This is a genomic window from Nitrospira sp. (assembly GCA_016788885.1).
Lineage (GTDB): Bacteria > Nitrospirota > Nitrospiria > Nitrospirales > Nitrospiraceae > Nitrospira_A.
The window spans coordinates 91635-111785 of the sequence record JAEURX010000038.1; the positions used below are offsets into that span (position 1 = coordinate 91635).

14 protein-coding genes are annotated in these 20151 nt (G+C 58.6%); 11 read left to right on the forward strand and 3 right to left on the reverse strand.

Going from position 1 to position 20151, the window contains the following annotated elements; genetic code table 11:
* Positions 1 to 254: 254 nt before the first annotated feature.
* From JNL86_10440 to JNL86_10460, 5 genes are all read left to right on the forward strand, one after another.
* Positions 255 to 2279 (forward strand): TonB-dependent receptor, encoded by a 2025-nt coding sequence (locus tag JNL86_10440; GenBank protein ID MBL8043321.1) that lies wholly within the window; start codon positions 255 to 257, stop codon positions 2277 to 2279.
* Positions 2280 to 2521: 242 nt separating this feature from the next.
* Positions 2522 to 3049 (forward strand): YfiR family protein, encoded by a 528-nt coding sequence (locus JNL86_10445; GenBank protein ID MBL8043322.1) that lies wholly within the window; start codon positions 2522 to 2524, stop codon positions 3047 to 3049.
* Between the two features lie 21 nt (positions 3050 to 3070).
* Positions 3071 to 5908: a response regulator gene (locus tag JNL86_10450; GenBank protein ID MBL8043323.1), complete on the forward strand. Its 2838-nt coding sequence runs from the start codon at positions 3071 to 3073 to the stop codon at positions 5906 to 5908.
* Between the two features lie 66 nt (positions 5909 to 5974).
* A complete protein-coding gene (locus JNL86_10455; protein MBL8043324.1) occupies positions 5975 to 6793 on the forward strand; it encodes a symmetrical bis(5'-nucleosyl)-tetraphosphatase in 819 nt (272 codons plus the stop codon).
* A 157-nt stretch (positions 6794 to 6950) separates the two neighbouring features.
* Positions 6951 to 7310 carry a DUF309 domain-containing protein gene (locus JNL86_10460; GenBank protein MBL8043325.1) on the forward strand — a complete coding sequence of 120 codons (360 nt, stop codon included), beginning with the start codon at positions 6951 to 6953 and terminating at the stop codon, positions 7308 to 7310.
* Positions 7311 to 7332: 22 nt separating this feature from the next.
* Here JNL86_10460 and panB read toward each other — a convergent pair whose 3' ends face one another.
* From panB to folD, 3 genes are all read right to left on the reverse strand, one after another.
* The gene (gene panB / locus JNL86_10465; protein ID MBL8043326.1) at positions 7333 to 8121 is read right to left on the reverse strand and encodes a 3-methyl-2-oxobutanoate hydroxymethyltransferase; all 789 of its coding nucleotides are present in this window, start codon (positions 8119 to 8121) and stop codon (positions 7333 to 7335) included.
* Entirely contained in the window at positions 8121 to 9011 is an 891-nt protein-coding gene (locus tag JNL86_10470) for a methylenetetrahydrofolate reductase (GenBank protein MBL8043327.1), read from the reverse strand. The genes panB and JNL86_10470 overlap by 1 nt, the downstream gene beginning before the upstream one ends.
* Before the next feature lie 142 nt (positions 9012 to 9153).
* Positions 9154 to 10002: a bifunctional methylenetetrahydrofolate dehydrogenase/methenyltetrahydrofolate cyclohydrolase FolD gene (folD, locus tag JNL86_10475; protein MBL8043328.1), complete on the reverse strand. Its 849-nt coding sequence runs from the start codon at positions 10000 to 10002 to the stop codon at positions 9154 to 9156.
* 278 nt (positions 10003 to 10280) lie between these two features.
* On the opposite strand from folD, the gene JNL86_10480 reads away from it, so the two are divergent.
* From JNL86_10480 to JNL86_10505, 6 genes are all read left to right on the forward strand, one after another.
* Complete coding sequence (locus JNL86_10480; GenBank protein ID MBL8043329.1) at positions 10281 to 11303, forward strand: hypothetical protein; 1023 nt, start codon at positions 10281 to 10283, stop codon at positions 11301 to 11303.
* Complete coding sequence (locus JNL86_10485) at positions 11300 to 12001, forward strand: hypothetical protein (protein ID MBL8043330.1); 702 nt, start codon at positions 11300 to 11302, stop codon at positions 11999 to 12001. The genes JNL86_10480 and JNL86_10485 overlap by 4 nt, the downstream gene beginning before the upstream one ends.
* A 193-nt stretch (positions 12002 to 12194) precedes the next feature.
* The gene (locus JNL86_10490) at positions 12195 to 13931 is read left to right on the forward strand and encodes a PAS domain S-box protein (GenBank protein MBL8043331.1); all 1737 of its coding nucleotides are present in this window, start codon (positions 12195 to 12197) and stop codon (positions 13929 to 13931) included.
* A gap of 14 nt (positions 13932 to 13945) precedes the next feature.
* Positions 13946 to 15094, forward strand: a complete 1149-nt coding sequence (locus tag JNL86_10495) for an FIST C-terminal domain-containing protein (protein ID MBL8043332.1) — start codon at positions 13946 to 13948, stop codon at positions 15092 to 15094.
* Positions 15095 to 15099: 5 nt separating this feature from the next.
* Positions 15100 to 18738 carry a PAS domain S-box protein gene (locus tag JNL86_10500; protein MBL8043333.1) on the forward strand — a complete coding sequence of 1213 codons (3639 nt, stop codon included), beginning with the start codon at positions 15100 to 15102 and terminating at the stop codon, positions 18736 to 18738.
* A complete protein-coding gene (locus tag JNL86_10505) occupies positions 18735 to 19982 on the forward strand; it encodes a response regulator (protein ID MBL8043334.1) in 1248 nt (415 codons plus the stop codon). The genes JNL86_10500 and JNL86_10505 overlap by 4 nt, the downstream gene beginning before the upstream one ends.
* Positions 19983 to 20151 lie beyond the last annotated feature (169 nt).

Below are 20151 nucleotides of genomic sequence, written 5' to 3' on the forward strand. Positions count from 1 at the left end.
CTTGCACTACGTCGTCGTTGATCGCCCCCCACTGTTTCTGCCTCCGAGCACATACGCAATTCCCTGTATTACCGGCGCATTCCACGCTCAACGTCTCGTGCCTGCCCACACCCGCTTCCTCAAGTTGAGGCCATCAACTGCCGATATTGAGCCCGGACAGTTACGCACTCGGCGAGTGCCTTGTGCATGTTCACTGCCTGCCTCACCCTTCATTCACCTTCGACGGAGATGTCCTGCAACCCATGAAAATTGATATGAGCACCCGGAGCGCCTTTGTCGTTGCGAGTTATTGCCTGTCGGTCACGATGGCGCTTGGGGCAAACATCGATCCGACCTTGGAACCATCAACAGACTTGACGGACCTGCCGCTTGAACAACTCATGTCAATCGAAGTCACCTCTGTCGCCAAGCAAGCACAGCCATTGTCACAAGCCGCCGCAGCCATCTTCGTCATCTCACAAGAAGACATCCGCCGCTCCGGCGCCACCTCGATTCCAGAAACACTCCGAATGGTTCCAGGGCTGCAAGTGGCTCGACTCGACGCGAACAAATGGGCCATCAGTGCACGTGGATTCAATGAGCGCTTTGCCAACAAGCTGTTGGTACTGATCGACGGTCGGACCGTCTACACCCCGCTGTTTTCCGGTGTGTACTGGGACGTGCAAGACACCTTGCTGGAGGACGTCGATCGCATCGAGGTGATTCGAGGTCCTGGGGCGACACTCTGGGGCGCCAATGCCGTCAACGGGGTCATCAACATTATCACGAAAAAAGTAAAAGACACGCAGGGCGCGCTGCTCGTTGCGGGGGCAGGAACCGAAGAACGCGGGTCCGTCGGCATGCGCTACGGCATGGAACTCTCACGCAACACCCATATGCGCGTCTATGGAAAATTCTTTGCGCGTGATGATCAGGCGACGCCCACCGGCGATCCTGCAACCGACCATTGGAATCAGGCCAGAAGCGGCATGCGAATCGACCACACCACCGATCGCGGCAATCAATTCACCCTGCAGGGCGATTATTACACTGGGCGAATCCATGATCGCTTGACGACCCCCACGCTGACGGCGCCGTTTTTCAATACTTCGGACAACAGTGGGCAAGTGACCGGAGGCAATTTATTGGGCCGCTGGACCCACACCCTCTCTCCAACCTCCAGCTATACGCTCCAGCTCTATTATGATCGCAGTGAGCGGAACGCGGTGCAATTGGCTGAGAAACGAGACATCGCCGACATCGACTTTCAATATAACTTCTCCCTGGGCGATCGACACCATCTCCTGTGGGGGTTGGGGTACCGGTTTACGAACGACCAGCTCGTCAGCAGCTCAACCATTGTGGTGACGCCGTATAGCCGCCTTCTCAATCTGTGGAGCAGCTTCATCCAGGACGAAATCACGCTCGTGCCGAAAACCGTAGCACTCACGATCGGAACCAAAGTGGAGCACAACGATCTGACCGGTTTCGTCGTGCAACCGAATGCGCGTCTTCGGTGGACGCCGACGCCCCGCCAAACTTTGTGGACAGCCGTTTCTCGAGCCGTCCGTACCCCCTCACGGGCTGAAGACGATATGCGTATCAATCAGGCAACGCAGCCGCCAAGCCCGGCGACATCGGGTTTGCCGGTCCTTGCTTCCGTGTTCGGCAATAGGGCGTATGGCAACGAGAACACCCTCGCCTATGAAGCAGGCTATCGCACCCAACTGACCGAAACACTCTCGCTCGATATTGCGACCTACTACAATTCCGTTAAAGATCTCCGCACGTTTGAACAGGGGCCGATCAGGCTTGAAACAAGTCCAACACCGGTCCATCTGCTCGCACCGTTCAACATCGCCAACCGGCTTCGCGCCGAAACGTACGGCATTGAGGTTGCCGTGGAATGGCGGCCGGTCGAGTGGTGGCGCATTCAACCGTCCTATACCTATTTGCATATGAACCTCTATACGGATCGCACGACCGATCGAACAGCCAACGCGGCAACGGGGCAAAGCCCAACCCATCAAGCATCGCTCCGCTCATTGATGTCGCTTCCTCACAATTTCGAGATCGATCTGTGGGGACGCTATGTCGACAGGCTGACAACGCCACAAATTCCTTCCTACTTCAACCTCGATGTTCGTATCGGCTGGCGGCCAAGCAAACAATTGGAGCTATCCTTGGTGGGGCAAACTTTGCTCGATTCGCATCGACCGGAATATAGAGAGGCGCTTATTTCAACCGCACCGACGGAAATTCAACGATCCGTCTATGGGAAAGTCACATGGCATTTCTAGCTCGCACGTCTCTGATCGGCATACCGAGGCTGCGCGACAGCACACCGGCCATCGGCGGAGGCTTGATCGCGGCGTCCATGCGACGCACAGCAATTCTCATAATGGGTACGTAACCGATACGAATGATCTCGCATTCATTGCATATGGACATAGCGGTACCATCGCGAGCGACGACACGCTCGCTCGCACGATCAACGCGAAGGAAGAGATCTGCCCTTACGTATAGACTCCACACGCTCCTCATGGCCACTCTTGCCCTGGCGTTACAACTTGCCGCCGTGACGCAGACGGCTCATAGCGATGAGAGCAGCGGAGAATACATACTCAAAGCGGCGTTTCTCTATAACTTTTCAAAATTCGTGGAATGGCCTGACGGCGCAAGCCACGACAGGGAACACCACTTCGTGATTTGCATGGTCGGCACCGATCCCTTCGGCGATGCCCTGGATGCGATCGGAAAGAAAACCGTCAACGGCCATCCGATCGCCATCAGACGCCTGCGATCCTCCGAGACGCTTCACACTTGCCACATCACGTTCATCAGTGCATCGGAACGTGCCCATCTCGAGACGATCGTCTCGTCATTGAAAGGACTGCCGACCCTCACCGTCTGCGATCTGGCATCCTGTATCGAGCAGGGCGCAATGATCGGCCTGCGGCTGGTCGGAAACAAAATACACATGGATGTGAATCTCGAAGCTGCGCAGCACGCTTCGCTACATATCAGTTCTCAGTTACTGCGCCTGGCCACAGTCATCAAGCAGCCATGACCATCAAAGGAGCAGAGACCTATGTTTCGTGATTGGGCCATTCAGCGAAAACTGACCGCTATCACGATGCTCATCAGCGGGTTGGTCTTGATTTTCTCCTCACTGACGTTTGTCGTGAATGACACACGGATTCTTCGTCAAAGCTTGATGCATCGAGTGACAACCCTGGCCAATGTGGTCGGCCTGCATAGCGCAGCCGCGCTCAGTTTCAACGACCATGAGGTGGCGACGGAAACACTCGCGGCACTGGAACAAGAACCGCACATTGTCAGCGCCGACCTTTTCACGAAAGACCACTCGCTCTTTGCGCAGTATATCCGCTCGCATCCTCTCCGCGTGTCCGAGCGCACACCTTCATTCCCATATTCTTTTCCTCCAGAGATCGCGTTCGTCTTCACCGACGACTCTCTTGATCTCACCACACCGATTCATCTGCGCGGTGAGATCATCGGATGGATTCACATCCGCTCGGATCTCACGGAATTGGACGACGCCATTCGCGCATTTCTCGGGATCGCCGGCACGTTCCTCTTTATTGTCGGGCTTTTGGCCTATGTACTCACGTCTCAACTCCAACGCATCGTCTCCAAACCACTCACAGACCTCGTCCAAACCGTGACGCATGTCTCGCTCACACGGAATTATCATGTCCGCGCACCGACCTCCGACAGTCGAGACGAAATTGGAATGCTCATCGAGCAATTCAATATGATGATCGGCCAAATCAGAGAGCGTGATGATCAGTTGCAACGCTATGGAGAACGATTGGAAGAGGAGGTCATCCAACAAACACAAGAATTGTTTCAGACCGTTCAAGCCCTGCAGCAGGCCAAAGACTCTGCCGAAGCAGCCAACAGTGCGAAATCTCAATTTTTGGCCAACATGAGCCATGAGATCCGGACGCCGATGAATGGCGTCCTGGGCATGACCGAGCTCTTGCTCACGACCACGCTCGACACCCGGCAACGTCATCTGACCAGGACCATTCAACAATCCGGCGAAGCCCTTCTGTCCATCATCAACGATATTCTCGACTTCTCCAAAATCGAAGCGGGGAAACTCCATCTGGAGCAATTGGATTTCAATGTGCAGGAAACCGTCGAAAGCGCCGTGGAGCTCTTTGCCGGACCTGCCCAGCGGAAACAGGTGGAATTGACCTGTCAGCTACTCGGCCCGTTTCCGCGTGCCCTCCGGGGTGACCCCATCCGGCTTCGGCAGGCATTGCTCAATCTGATCAGTAACGCCTTAAAGTTCACCGCAACAGGCGAGATCAACGTGCGAGTCTTTGCGTTGACTGAGACGAACCAGACCGTCACCCTTCGATTCGAGGTGAAAGATTCCGGCGTCGGCATTCCGGCTGAAGCCCATCAGCGCATTTTCGAGGCCTTCTCCCAGGCCGACGGCACCACCACCAGACGTTTCGGTGGAACCGGTCTCGGCCTCACGATCGTCAAGGAACTGGTCGCGCTCATGCAGGGACAGATCGGCGTGGAGAGCCAAGTGGGACAAGGCTCCACCTTTTGGTTCACGGCGGACTTCGAACGGCAACCCGCGGCGGCTCCGGGCCAGGAACCGGCCACTGAGCAAGCGCTGCTGAACAAGCGAATCCTGGTCGTCGACGACACACCCGCCAACCGCGAGATCCTGGACGAACATCTCCGCACCTGGGGCGCGCTTCCGACCGTAGCCGCCTCGGCACAAGAGGCCTTGCTGTTGCTCGGAACCACTCTCGACTCGCCCCAGCCGTTCGACCTGGCCATCCTGGATCTGCATATGCCGGACATGGACGGGCTGGCCCTGGCGAAGGCTATCCGAACTGATCCACGCCTGGCAGGCTTGCCGCTTCTGATGCTCACGTCGGTGGGATATGATGCCAGTGCACCGGACGCGCCTCATGTGAACGCATGGGTCACCAAACCCATCCGGAGCATGCTGTTCCGCCAAGCCCTGCTCGGCCTGCTTCAATCCAGGCCTCGCGTGCCGGTTCATGTCCCGGCGCCGCCCCCCTCGACCCCTGGCCCAATACCCTTTCAAGCCGCTCGCCTCCTCCTGGTCGAAGATACGCCCGTCAACCGGGAGGTGGCTCTCGGCATGCTGGACATGCTGGGACACATCACGCAAGCCGTCGAAAACGGCCGGCTCGCTGTCGAAGCGGTGATGCGGGAACGGTTCGACTTGATTCTAATGGATTGCCAAATGCCGGAGATGGACGGCTTCACCGCCACCGCCACGATACGGCAACAGGAAGGGGACGCAGCAGACCACCGCCACGTGCCCATCATCGCCCTCACGGCCAATGCGATGGAGGGTGACCGCGCCCGCTGTCTGGCCGCCGGGATGGACGATTACCTGGCAAAACCCTTTACCCTGACACAGCTCAGCGAGATGCTGAAGAAATGGGTGCCAGTACCGACGAATGGTGACACGACGAAGCCCGCATCCTCCCCTTCGGCCGACCAGGAAGAATCCCCTGCTGATCAAGCATTCTCTCCAGCCCCTGCCGAAATCGATAAGGCGGCCTGGGAAGCGATCCTGGCACTTCAACGGCCGGGACGTCCTGATATCCTCGCGAAGGTTCTGACGGCTTATCTGAATGATTCCCGCACTCTGGTTGAGGAGATCCGCGCGGCCGTCCAGAGTCAGGATGCGGTGGCCCTTGCCAAGGCAGCGCATCGTTTAAAGTCCAGTAGCGCACAGCTTGGGGCCTTGGCCACGTCGGCCCACTGCAAGGAACTGGAAAGTCTGGGACGCCTCGCACGCCTCGACGGTGCGGCCGCACTGCTGGCACAGCTCACGGATGCTCATCAAGCGGCCTGCGCCGAGATCACCAGCGAGCTCTTGCAACGCACGGCGACATGATTCTTCGTTCGGTGCTCCGCACATGACTTGCGAACCAGGCCGGTCCGCGCTAGTCTTGGCGCAGTCATGGGCACCTATGCAATCGGTGACGTCCAAGGCTGCTTCAAATCTCTGACGCAGCTCACGAAGACCGTTCAATTCAATCCGAAGCAGGACCGCCTCTGGTTTGTCGGCGACCTCGTCAACCGTGGACCCGACTCCCTCAAGGTGCTGCGCTACATTCGTGAACTCGGCCCGTCGGCCGTCGCAGTCCTCGGCAATCACGATGTCTTTCTCCTCGCCGTCGCCGCGGGCCTCGCGAATCTTCGTCCCAGTGATACCTTGACGCAGATCCTAGACGCCCCGGATCGCGATGAATTGATGGATTGGCTACGGCAGCAACCGCTACTGTATCGGGAGGGCGACTTTCTGTTGGTCCATGCGGGACTGCTGCCTGGCTGGACAGTGGAACAGGCCGAGGAACTGGCCGGTGAGGCCCACACGGCGATGCGGGGAGACCAGTGCTTGCCCACCTTGCGCGCGCTCCACCCCAGCGGCGCTTTGCAATGGCACCCGGACCTGACAGGCCCGGTTCGCCTGGCCACCATCATCAAGGTACTGACCAGACTGAGAGCCTGCTCAAGCGAAGGCATCATGGAATCTTCCTTCTCGGGGCCACCGGACCGGACCCCGGAAGGGTTTCAACCCTGGTTCGACGTATCCGGTAGACGCAGCACGAACACCACCATCGTCTGCGGACATTGGGCGGCCATGGGGTTGAGGCTCACGCCGAACATGTTGGCCCTGGATAGCGGCTGCGTGTATGGCAGACAACTGACGGCGGTACGACTGGAAGATCGGAAGGTGTTCCAGGTACGGTGCGAGGAAACTCGTGGCGGAGGGTGACCGGACGACCAGAGCCGATCGGCCGCGGTACACGAACAGAACATTTCCCACCTACCGATTTCTTCCCGGGCACAGCCCGCATCCCCGTCGGAATCCGAAGGGCCATTCGTTTGCACAACCCGAACCCGAACCACGCCCGTTCGAGCCAGGGCGATGGATGAACTCCGAGGATTATCTGTACGGCATCGACCTCTACAACTGGACCTATTGGTGGGAAGCGCACGAAATCTTCGAGGGGTTCTGGCATGCCTACGGACGCGACACGCAGGCAGGCAACTTCTTCCAAGCGCTCATTCACTGTGCCGCTGCCCATCTCAAACGCGAGCTTGGCAACGAGCAGGCGACCAGGAACCTCGTTTCACATGCGCTCGGCCGCCTACGCCTGAGCCCCGATCTGTACATGGGCCTGAACACTGCCGCCATCTGCGAACAGCTCACATATTGGCTGAGCCGGAGCAAGGGGAACACGCAGGTGTTGTTCGAGCTATCGAACGAACGTGAGACTGGTGACGGCTGAACCAGGGAAGTGTCGAGGCTGATCAGTGGTAGCTTTCGGAATCGGAGGGGAACACACCTTTCTCCACGTCCTCTTTGTACCGACGAAGCGCCTGAAGGGCATCGACCTTGAGATGCCCGTAGGGCTTCACAAACTTCGGGACAAAATCATCGAACAATCCCAGAAGATCGTAGAGCACCAGCACTTGCCCGTCACAGTGCGGGCCCGCGCCAATGCCGATGGTCGGAATCGCGATGCTCTCGCTGACCGTCTTGGCCAATCCCGCAGGAATCGCCTCCAAGACGATGGCGGCAGCACCGGCGCCTTCTAGTGCACGAGCATCCTCCAACACCTGTTGCGCCCGGTCCTTGCCCTTTCCCTGAACCTTGTAACCGCCGTACTGCTGGACTGATTGAGGGGTCATGCCGAGATGGCCGATGACAGGAATGCCGACGTTCGCCATCGCCGTCACACGGTCGACCATCGCCGCGCCCCCTTCCAGCTTCACCGCATGGGCTCCGACTTGAAGGAAGCGCCCGGCATTGCGAAGCGCCTCTTCCTGGCTGACCTGATAGGAGAGAAACGGCATGTCGCCGATGACCAATGAGCGCTGGACTGCGCCTGCCACGAGCTTGGTGTGGTAGAGCATGTCCTCCATGGTGACGGCGAGCGTATTCGGCTTGCCTTGCACCACCACGCCCAACGAATCGCCCACCAAGATAACGTCGATCCCTGCCTGCTCCACGATACGCGCAAACAGCGCATCGTAGGCCGTCGCCACCGCAATCTTCCGTCCATCGCGCTTGCACTTCTGCAAGTCCGGGACCGTCATCACCCGAGCTCGGCTTTCGTGAGAATTTCCGGCAGCCGTTCCGTGGATTTGATGGCCATGATGTGGACCCCGTCGCAGTAGGGACGCACCGCCTTGATCGTCCGTACCGCAATCTCGACGCCCGCATCGAGCGCGCGTTTGTCACCGGCCGCACGCATCTCGTCGATCATCTCCTGCGGCACACAGACGCCGGGGATGTTGGCGTTCATGAACTCGGCCATCTTGGCATTGCGCAGCAGCAGAATCCCCGCGAGCACCTTCACCTTTAACGGACGCACCGCTTCCATGAACGTCTTGAACTGGTCCGGCTGATAAATCGCTTGGGTTTGGAAAAACTGCGCCCCGGCGCGCACCTTGACTTCGAACTTGACCAGCATCGGCCCCAGCGGATCCGCCTCCGGCGTGACGGCGCCGCCGATCGTGAAGTCGGTCGATCCGTCGAGCTTGTTCCCCGCATAGTCCTTGCCGCCGTTCAACCCCGTCACCAGCTGCATGACTTGCACGGAATCCAGGTCATACACCGGCTTTGCGTCCTTATGGTCGCCAACCGTGGGATAGTCGCCGGTCAGGCAAAGAATGTTCCGGATGCCCAGCATGTGTGCGCCCATGAGGTCGGATTGCATCGCGATACGATTGCGGTCCCGGCAGGTCAACTGCATGACCGGATCATGGCCCAGTTCATACAAGACCCGGCACACGGGCAAGGATCCGGCCCGCACGATCGCCGCAGTGTTATCCGTGACGTTGACCCCATGCACACGGCCCACGAGCGATTTTGCGCTCTCGACCACATGGGTGAGGTTCGTGCCCTTCGGCGGGTTATACTCCACCGTCACGGCGAACTGCCCCTGCGCCAGCACATCCTTCAGTCGCCGCGGCTCCCGGCTCATACGAGTCTCCTCTTTCTGTCCATCCTCTCTCACCCCCATGAATTGCAGCGGTCAGGCGGCGTGCTCCTGACTGCGCGCGTCCAACGAGGGCCTTCGGAGGCCGCGCGTTGCGCGAGCAACAGGAGGATGCCGCCTGACGCTGTTACTTCATCCCTGCCATTCTCTTAGCAGATTCAACGGTATTGTCGAGCAACATCGCAATCGTCATCGGCCCGACTCCGCCCGGCACCGGGCTGATCCATCCGGCCTTGTGGCTCACCGGTTCAAAATCCACATCGCCGCACAGCTTGCCGTCCGGCCCCTTGTTGGTGCCCACATCGATGACCACCGCACCCTCTCGAACCATATCTGCCGTCACAAACTTCGCCTTTCCGATCGCCACCAACAAGAGATCGGCCTCACGGCAGACGGCCGCGAGGTCCTTGGTCTTCGAGTGACAAATCGTGACGGTCGCATTCCGCTGAAGCAGCATCAAGGCCAGCGGCTTGCCCACGATATTACTCCTCCCGACGACCACGGCGCGCTTGCCCTCGATGGACACGCCTGCCGATTCGATCATCTTGATGACCCCTTTCGGCGTACAGGCTTCGAAGACCGGGTTGCCTTCGACCAACCGGCCGAAATTATAGGGGTGAAACCCGTCGGCATCCTTATTCGGCGACACCGCCTCCAACACCACGCGACTCTCGATGTGTTTGGGCAGCGGCAGCTGAACCAAAATGCCATGAATCTTCGGATCCGCATTTTTCTTTTCGATCAACGCCAACAGCTCCGCCTGTGTTGTGCTGGCCGGCAGCTTGTGATCGTCGACATAAATCCCTGCCAATTCGCAGGCCTTCTGTTTATTCCTGACGTAGACGTGCGACGCAGGATCGTCTCCCACCAAAATCGTCGCCAGTCCCGGTTTGACTCCCGTTTTGGCCAGCACCGCGGCCGAGTCTACGGCCAGCCGTTCCCGGACCTGCTGTGCTAACGCTTTCCCATCGATCATTCGTGCCGCCACAATATCCTCCCTGGCCTGAATAGAAGCGAAAAGTGAGGGCACCATAGCAGGCAATTTTTCAACAAGTCAACGCTGGAGGCGGTGAGAAACTCCTGCTGGAAGCCCTCGACGCAAGAGGGTCCTCACACGATCATCCGGCTGCTTATGTATCAGGTCTGTTGGCCGCCTCTCGCGTGTGATTCGGCGGCTTCCTTGACAGTCTTCGAGACCCTTGGCTACGATGCACCAGAACAATCTTCTGTGCGACATCTTCGTTGATGATTTCCATGACCATCTTGTCCTTCTTCCCCGAGCGGCTGCAACGCCGCGGCAACCTTGGACTGGCTCTCGCCTGGGCCGTAGGGCTGTCGCTGACCTCGTCATGGGCCTGGGCCCTGCAAGTCAGCGGATTAGAATCGCCGCACAGCTTTCTGGCCGATCCCGCGTCACGGTCGTATTTTATTTCGAACATCAATGGCGAAACCGACGCCCGCGACAATAATGGCTTCATCACCAAACTCAGCGACGATGGCCGGATCACCGCCTTCAAGTTCATCGAAGGGGGCCGGGATGGCGTCACCCTCCATGCCCCCAAGGGCATGGCCGTCGTCGATCAGGTCCTGTACGTCACAGACTTGGATACGCTGCACGCTTTCGACAAGACGAGTGGAAAACTTCTCACAAGCCTGCTGCTTCCCCGCCCCGCCGACGGCAAGACCACCCAGTCGCTCGTGGACGTCGCACCGGACGGGCAAGGCCGTCTCTATCTGGCCGACCAAGGCGGCAACGCAATTTACCGGGTCGATCTCACACCGACGCCGACCCTTGCGCTCGTGCTTTCCGGAGCGCAGTTGGCGGGACCGTCGGGTATCGCCGTGAATCCTAAGACGGGGCACTTGGCCGTGGTCAGTTATGACTCGGGGAAGATCTTCGACATCACTCCGGAAGGAGCGCTCACCGAGCTGGCCTCCAACGGATTTTTTACCGGACGTTTCCAAAACCTCAGCGGGGTGGATTTCGACCGATGGGGCAGCATGTATGTCTCCGATGTGACGAAGGGGAAAATCTGGCGGATGCTCCCCAATAACAAGTTCCAGGTGATCGCAGAATACCTCCCAGGCCCCTCGGACCTGGGCATTGACCGTGTGAACCATCTGATTCTGGTTCCCTACCAGGACTCCAACGCCGCCGAAGTCAACGGCCTTGAGTCTCCCACCGTCTCGACGGGTGACCGCGCCAAACGCACGCTGGCAGACTATGGGTTTGTGGAGCCGAAAAAATCTGACAAGGAAGGATCACCGAGAAAATGAGCCAGTGTGTCTATTGCAAGCAACGCAAAGGGAAACGTTCCTGTCCCGCTCTAACCGGACTGATTTGCAGCCAATGTTGCGGAGAGCATCGCCTGGCACGCATCACCTGCCCTCCCGACTGCGAATATCTCGATACCGGCAGCGACTACCAGCAAAAGCGCCTAGGCGAACAATTCGCCCCCGTCCGGCGTGAACTCTACCGACAGCTCAGCGTGGCCGGCGGCGAAAAAGCGGCGGCGCTGTTCAACCTGATCGAGGTCGTCACATTCGGCTATTTCCATGACCGGCGGGACGGTCAGGACGCCGAAGTGTTTGCGGCCATCCAAGCGTTGCGCCGCACGCTCAGCCCGCTCCATGTGCCGGCTGCTCCGATGCCGGTCTTTGCGGAACGTCTCAAGAAGGAATATGACACGTTCGTCAAACAGCAACCTCAGCAGATCGCCGACGCCGGCTCGGCCCCTGAAATTCTGGATCGCGCATTGGCGATCCTGACGGAATTCTCCGGACAGGGATTCCAATCACGCCGGTTTCTTCTGGGCATGATCGGCTATGTCAAAACTTTCCATCCCGAAATTGCAGAACATCTAACCAAGCAGCACGAAGCCGGTCGAATTGTGCTTCCCGGCCAGCTCACTCCGCCCCCCCAGGAACCGGCCCCCCATGTTCACGGCCCCGGATGCCAACATCACCACCACTGACCTCACGACGCTAGCCACAAGACCTCCTGGCTCTCACGACCCCTTCCGATAGACGGTCCACCACTCGTCTCCACGCTCGTTTTTCCCAGTTTTCTCTTTAGTTATAACGCGCTTCTGCCGATACAGGCGGGTCAGGACTTTCACCTGCGCAAGAAGCTGAAGCCGGACTGCACGCGCAACCCGTTGAAATTTCATGCACTCATTTTTCAGTAATCTTTTAGCCGCTTTGCCGAAGGGAGATGCACTGGACGAGCCGGCCTGGGCCGTCCGTCACCGGGGTATTTTGTACGTCCTTTGGTTACACGTACTGGGTGTTCCCCTCTATGGCGCCTATATGGGTGCCGAGCTAGGCCTCTACCTCGGCAGCGGAGCCCTTCTCGGAGCCATCGCCATCGCCGCACAGCTTCCCGCCATCGGCCGTCGGATTCAAGCCGCCATTGCCACCTATGGATTGGTGATGGCCTCGGCGCTGCTGGTGCATCTCTCGGGCGGACGCATCGAGCTGCACTTCCATTTCTTTGTCATGATGTCCGTGATCGTGTTGTACCAGGATTGGCTGCCGTTTCTGGTCGGACTGCTGTTCATCGTCATCGATCATGGGATTATAGGCACCCTCCTGCCGAGCATGGTGTACGTCCATGCCGAAGGGCAGACGCACCCATGGACCTGGGCACTGATTCACGGCAGCTTCATTTTGGCTCAATGCGCAGCCCTGCTCTACTTTTGGCGCGTGAATGAGCTGGCCCGCGAGGAAGCCCTGCAGAGTGAGGCCCGCACTCGAATGATCATCGAAACCGCCCTCGACGCGGTGGTCACAACCAACGCCTCGGGAATCATTACCGACTGGAATACCCAGGCGGAAATCATGTTTGACATTCCCCGCACCGACGCCATCGGACAACCCCTGACGACCTACCTCACCAGCGGTCATGCTCCTTCCGTGGCCGCCGCCGGCCTGGCGCGTTCCGGGCTCGTGCCTGGAGCGATTCTCAACCGCCGTGTCGACAGCATCGGTCGGAGCGGTTCCGGCCAGGAATTTCCCGTCGAAATCGCCACCAGTTGCCTGGCCATCGCGGGTTCTCAGCAGTTCACCACGTTCATACAGGACATTTCCGAGCGCAAGCAGCATGAACAAGCCCTTCGCCAGGCCAAGGACGCCGCCGAAGCGGCCAGTCAGGCCAAGTCCCAATTCCTGGCCAACATGAGTCACGAGATCAGAACCCCGATGAACGGTGTGCTCGGCATGACGGAACTGCTCCTGGCGACCCCGCTCAACGACAGACAACGACGCTATGCCGATACCGTCCACACGTCCGGAACCAACCTCCTGCACATCATCAATGACATCCTGGATTTTTCGAAGATCGAAGCCGGCCGTTTAGTCCTGGAACACATCCCTTTCGACTTCCGGACGCTCCTGACCGAGACCTCAACAATTTTTCAGGAACAGGCGCTCAAAAAAGGTCTGACGTTCACCGTCACCGTCGCCCACGACATTCCCGTCAGCCTCTACGGAGACCCTCACCGACTCCGCCAGATCCTGACCAACCTCATCAGCAATGCCCTCAAATTCACGGCCACCGGACGTATTACAGTCTCAGCCGCCATGGAGGAGGACCACCCCGGTCACGTGCGCATCGACGTGGCCGACACGGGGATCGGCATCCCGCGCGACGCGCAGGATCGAATCTTCGATTGCTTTGCGCAGGCCGACGGATCAACCACGAGAAAATACGGCGGGACCGGCCTTGGCCTCGCCATTGTGAAGCAATTAGTCGGCCTGATGGGCGGGCACATGGGGCTGAACAGTGTGTCCGGAGAGGGTTCCACCTTCTGGTTTACGATCTCCGCGTATGCCACCGCAACAGGATCGACTGCTTCGGACCAATCCATGGCTTCCACGGAGACGCTGCCGCGCCCACATTCCTAAAAGGAGATGACCTCATGCATGTCGCGACCACCTGTCTCAAAACCGGCCAGTCCGGAATACCTGCTGAACTGACCGCCCTGGATTCGGAGACCAGCCTCCTGTTGCTGTTCGGAGGCTCACGCTTGATTGACCGTCCGGCGCTCATCCAGCAGGTGTTGGACGCATGTCCTCGCAGCCATGTGATGGGCTGCTCCACCGCCGGAGAAATTCACGGATGCGAGATCTCGGACGACAGTCTGGTCGTGGCGGCCGCACGGTTCGACCACACCGCTCTTCGCACCGCCCAAGCCACCGTCCAGGCGCCAACGGACTCCTATACCGCGGGATGTACCATCGCCGAGCAACTCACACACTCCTCACTTCGAGGCGTGTTTGTGCTCTCGGACGGACTGAACGTCAACGGGAGCGAGCTCGTGAAGGGCCTCAACGATACGCTGGGAGGAGCGGTCGTGGTCACCGGTGGCCTGGCCGGAGACGGGACCGACTTCAAGCGGACATGGGTCATCAAAGATCGGATGCCGATCGGCGGCTATGTCACGGCCATCGGCTTCTATGGTGACCACGTTAAGCTCGGACACGGCTCCAAGGGCGGATGGGATAAGTTCGGACCGGAGCGGTTGGTCACCAAGTCCAAGGGGAACATCCTGTACGAGTTGGACGGTCGCCCTGCACTGCAGTTGTACAAAGAATATCTCGGTGACCGCGCCGCCGGTCTTCCGGCCACAGGCCTACTTTTCCCCCTCGCGATCAGAAGCTCGAACACGGACGGGAAAATCCTGGTTCGCACCATCCTGGCCGTCGACGAGGCTGCTCAATCCATGACCTTCGCGGGTGATCTGCCGGAAGGTGTCCTCGCCCAATTGATGCGCGCGAATTTTGATCGATTGGTGCAGGGCGCATCAGATGCAGCCACGCTTGCGGTCAACGGCCGGGACGATACGTCCAGCCCCTCGCCCACACTCTCTATTGCCATCAGTTGCGTGGGGCGACGACTGGTCCTCGGGGAACGGACGGAAGAGGAAATCGAAGCCGCGTTGGATATTCTGCCAAAGGGCAGCAGTCAGGTCGGATTCTACTCCTATGGCGAAATCTCGCCGTATAAGAGCGGTGCCTGCGATCTCCATAACCAAACCATGACGTTGACGACCATTACCGAACACTAACACCGATGCATCCGCTGCTGAAACGACAACTGAAGCGACTGGGGCTGGACGACGTCTCCGCCCCTCACTCCCCCGAGATCTGGCAACAGCTGCTCGAACGGGTGAGCCGCAGCTATCTGGAATCCGACCAGGGCCGCGAACTCCTCGAACGTTCGATCGCGCTGTCCGCCACGGAAATGCAGGCGTTGAACGAACAATTGCGTCGCACCTCGGAGAGCCGGCTGACTGAGGAACGGGATAAGCTTCAGACCGTGCTTCGCTCGATGGGAGACGGACTCTGCGTGGTGGATGCCAACTGGGACATCGTGTTGCTTAATCCCGAAGCCGCGCGACTCTGCGGCCTGTCCGAACACGAGGTTGTCGGTCGACGGCTTCATGACACAATTTCGGTGTCGTCAAGAACACATTCCGGGGAGACACTGTTCGCCGAGCTACTTCAGAGCGCATCGACACAGGGACAATCCTTCCGTACCGACGACGGCGTTCTCACCGCGACCACCGGCCGATCGTTTCCCGTCGCCTGCGTCCTCGCCCCCATCGTGCGAGACAATCACCCAGTCGGTGCCGTCCTGGTCTTTCGCGATATCACCGAACGCAAACACATTGAAGATCGTCGTCGAGAAACCGAACACCTGCTCCGACAACAGCAAACCGCCCTATTCGAGTTGACGAGCAACAGCGTCATCCAGAGCGGTGTACTCGAGCCAGCCCTTCGTGAGATCACCCGCGTCGCAGCGGCGACACTGAAGGTGCGCCGGTGCAGCGTCTGGCTGCTACAAGAAGCCTCTGCCGCCCTGCACTGCAAAGATCTCTATGATGCAGACAACCAGCTCCATTCTTCAGGAATGGAGCTCCTTGCACGGGACTTCCCGAGCTATTTCGGCGAGGTTCTCTCCGAACGCGTCATCGACGCGACCGACGCGCGGACCGATCCCCGCACGTCCGAATTCACCGACGCCTACCTAACCCCGCTGGGTATCGGCGCCATGCTCGATATTCCGATTCGTTTCAAAGGGAAACTGGTCGGGGTGCTCTGCAATGAGCATGTGGGACCGCCTCGCGCGTGGATGCTGGAGGAACAGCAGTTCGGTCACGCAATCGGCTCGCAAGTCTCACTGGCGCTCGAAGCCGTCGAGCGCCTCCATGCTGAAGGTGCATTGCGCAAAAGCGAAGGCCGAACCAGGCTGATCATCGACACGGCGCTGAGTGCGGTCATCAGCATGGATGAGCAGGGACGCATTATCGGATGGAATGCGCAGGCCGAACAGACATTCGGGTGGACTCGCCGGGAAGCGATCGGCCGGATGATGACAGAGACCATCATTCCGTACGCTCATCGCGAAGCCCATCAACAAGGGCTTGAGCGGTTCATCAAGACCGGTGAGGGCCAGGTCATGAACAAACGGATCGAAACCACTGCCTTGCGCCGCGACGGCACAGAATTTCCCATTGAGTTGGCCGTCACTCCGCTTCGTCTAGAAAATGCGTATTCGTTCACGGCTTTCGTCGTGGATATTTCAGAGCGCAAACAAGCGGAAGAAGCCTTGCGCACCAGCGAAGCCCGCCTCATGATGACGGTGCAGGGATCTCACATCGGGATCTGGGACTGGAACCTCACGACCGGCTCGATCTATTTCTCTCCGCAATGGAAAAGCCAGCTCGGCCATGACGACCACACACTCACCAACGCATTCGAGGAATGGCGAATGCGCATTCATCCGGAGGACCAGCCATTTGTTCATAAGACCATTCAATCCTGCCTTGATGGCGACCAGTCGCACTTCGAGATCGAACACCGTCTGCACCATCAAGACGGCAACTACCGGTGGATCCTCTCTCGCGGCAGCGTCATCCGGGACGTCTACGGCGTGGCGTCGCGCATGGTCGGCATCCATATCGATACCACCGAACGAAAGCGAAGCGAGGAAGAACTCCGCGCGGCCAAGGAATCGGCCGAAGCGGCCAGCAAGGCCAAGAGCGAATTCCTGGCCAATATGAGCCATGAAATTCGCACCCCCATGAACGGCGTGCTGGGCACGACCGAACTTCTGCTCAATAGCGCGCTGACGGACAAACAGCGCCATCTGGCTTCGACGGTGCATCGGTCGGGTCGTACACTGCTTGCGATCATCAATGACATTCTGGATTTTTCAAAAATCGAGGCGGGCAAACTCGATCTGGAGTGTGTCGGTTTCGACCTGCTACAGGTGCTCGAAGAATCACTCGAACTGTTCATGGAGGCGGGCCGACGCAAGAAGCTTGAACTCACCCAACAGATCGATGAGCGGGTTCCACGCTACCTGAAAGGCGACCCGGTGCGCTTTCGCCAGATTCTCATGAATCTTCTGAGCAATGCCATCAAGTTCACGGAGACCGGCGGCATCACCCTAGTCGCTGAATTCTTGAGTGGCACGACCACCCACGCACTGTTGCGCTTTGCCGTCTCCGATACCGGAATCGGAATTCCTGCCGCAGCCAAGTTGCGCATATTCGACGCCTTTTCCCAGGCGGACGGGTCGACCACCAGGCGATTCGGTGGGACCGGACTCGGCCTGTCCATCGCCAAGCAGCTGGTCGCACTGATGGGTGGAGCGATCACCGTAGAAAGCGAACCGGGGCGAGGCTCCACGTTCGCATTTTCCGCCCAATTCGAGTTGCAACCACTAAGCACAGGATCCGACACAACCGTCGCATGCTATTCGCCGCCTCCTCATTCGTACCTTGTGCCTGACCACGCCGGGGGCTCGACGCATCCACTCGGCTCACCCTCTCAAGCGGATGCTCAGCCGGACGGACAAGCCGCCGGATGCATTTTGTTGGCAGAAGACAGTCCGGTGAACCGAGAAGTGGCCGTCGGCATGCTCGAACAACTCGGCTATCAGGTGGAAATCGCCGAGAACGGACGGCAGGCGCTCCTGGCGACGGAGCATGCTCATTTCGATCTGATACTCATGGATTGTCAGATGCCTGAGATGGACGGTCTCACCGCCACCTCAGAAATTCGCCAACGTGAAACCGAGGCCGGGCGAAGCAGATTGCCCATCATCGCGCTCACGGCCAATGCCATGCAGGGTGATCGCGAACTGTGCCTCTCGGCCGGGATGGATGACTACCTCACGAAGCCGTATACGCAAATGCAACTGCGCGAGATCATCCAGAAATGGCTGAGCAAACGGAACCCCCTCGTGCCCGCATCAGTCACAAACAACCAGGCAGCAACTGACCCCGGGGTCGCCACGCACGTCGCGCAGGCCACTTCCGAGTCAGCCACTACAGGCACCGGACATACCATCGACCTCAAAGCCTTGGACGCCATTCGTGCGTTACAGCGTCCCAATAGGCCGGCCGTGCTGGCCTCCGTGCTTCGCAAATACCTGGACAATTCCCGAGACAGTGTCGACGCACTCCGCGACGCCCTCCGTGCCAATGATCCGGCCGGACTTCAAGCTGTCGCGCACCGACTCAAATCAAGCAGCGCGCAGCTAGGTGCCATTGCCCTTGCCGCCCGCTGCAAAGAACTGGAGTTGATGGGGGCCACCAAGAATCTCGTCGATGCCGATCGAACGCTTGCAGCATTGCAAAGTGAGTATGCCAACGCCTGTACGGTCTTTCGAAATGAGATCGCCAAGGAGAAACAAGCATGAACACTCTCTTACCCGGTCAATCGCCCTATGCCTTGATCACGGATGACGACATCATCATCCGCATGTTTGCCCGCGAAGCCCTGGAGCAAGTGGGATGGGAGGTGGAAGAGGCGGAGAATGGACGAGAAGCCTGCATCGCATTCGAGAAGCGGACACCCGACGTGGTGTTGCTGGACGTGATGATGCCGGAGATGGATGGCTTCGCTACCTGTGCGGCACTGCGACGTCTCCCGGGCGGGGAACATACCCCCATTCTGATTATGACCGGACTTGATGACTTCGAATCCATCACGAAGGCCTACGATGCGGGCGCGACGGATTTTATCGTCAAACCGCTGAACGCAATGCTTCTGACTCATCGTATCCGTTATATGGTTCGGGCAAACCAGGTCCTGCAAGAGCTCCGGTCCAGCCAGGCGACACTTACGCAGGCCCGAGATGCCGCGATCGAGGGCACCAGACTCAAATCGGAATTCCTGGCGACCATGAGCCACGAAATTCGCACGCCCATGAATGGTGTACTGGGAATGGCCGATTGGCTGTTAGAGACCGATTTGACGCCGGAGCAGCTGGATTGTGCTCAAACAATACGGTCTTCAGGAGATGCGTTGATGGTCATCATCAACGATATTTTAGATTTCTCGAAGATCGAGTCGGGGAAACTCTCACTCGAGTTGTTGGATTTCGAACTTCCAGTGTTTCTCGATCGTGTCATGGCCTTGTTTGGTGAGCGGGCACAACGCAAAGGGCTGGTCCTGAGTTCACGCATTGCGGAGGATGTCCCACCCCTGTTGTGCGGAGACCCGAACCGACTGCAACAAGTCCTGAGCAATCTGCTGGCAAACGCGATTAAATTCAGTGAGCGCGGCACGGTCTCCGTGCTGGTCGATCTTGATCAACGACCTCCGGAGCAGCGCCTGGAGTTTCCTGCCACCACGTACAATGAATCGGCGGCGGATCAGTCACCGGTGACTCATGTCCGGTTTTCCGTCGTCGATAATGGGATAGGCATTGCTCCCGGCGCCTTCAGCAAACTGTTTCAGCCGTTCGTCCAGGCCGACGGTTCCACGACCAGAAAATATGGAGGGACTGGCCTGGGATTGGCGATCTGCAAACAGCTCGTGGAATTGATGGGGGGACACATCGGAGCAGAAAGCGAACCCGGTGTCGGCTCGATATTTCGTTTTACCGTACCACTCCAACTTCCCCAAGCTGACATCAACGGAAAACAACAAGCCGCCTGACGACATGCTTCTCACCGCCACTGCTTGACGTGCCCCCTGACATCTGGGCCCGCCCAGATGGGTGTATCCAGCAGGATACATCTTGGCAAATTCTTCGATACAGTCACCTGAAATCAACAGCAAAAGTACCCTCATCATACTGATATTACAAGGCAAAGTGAATGGCTCA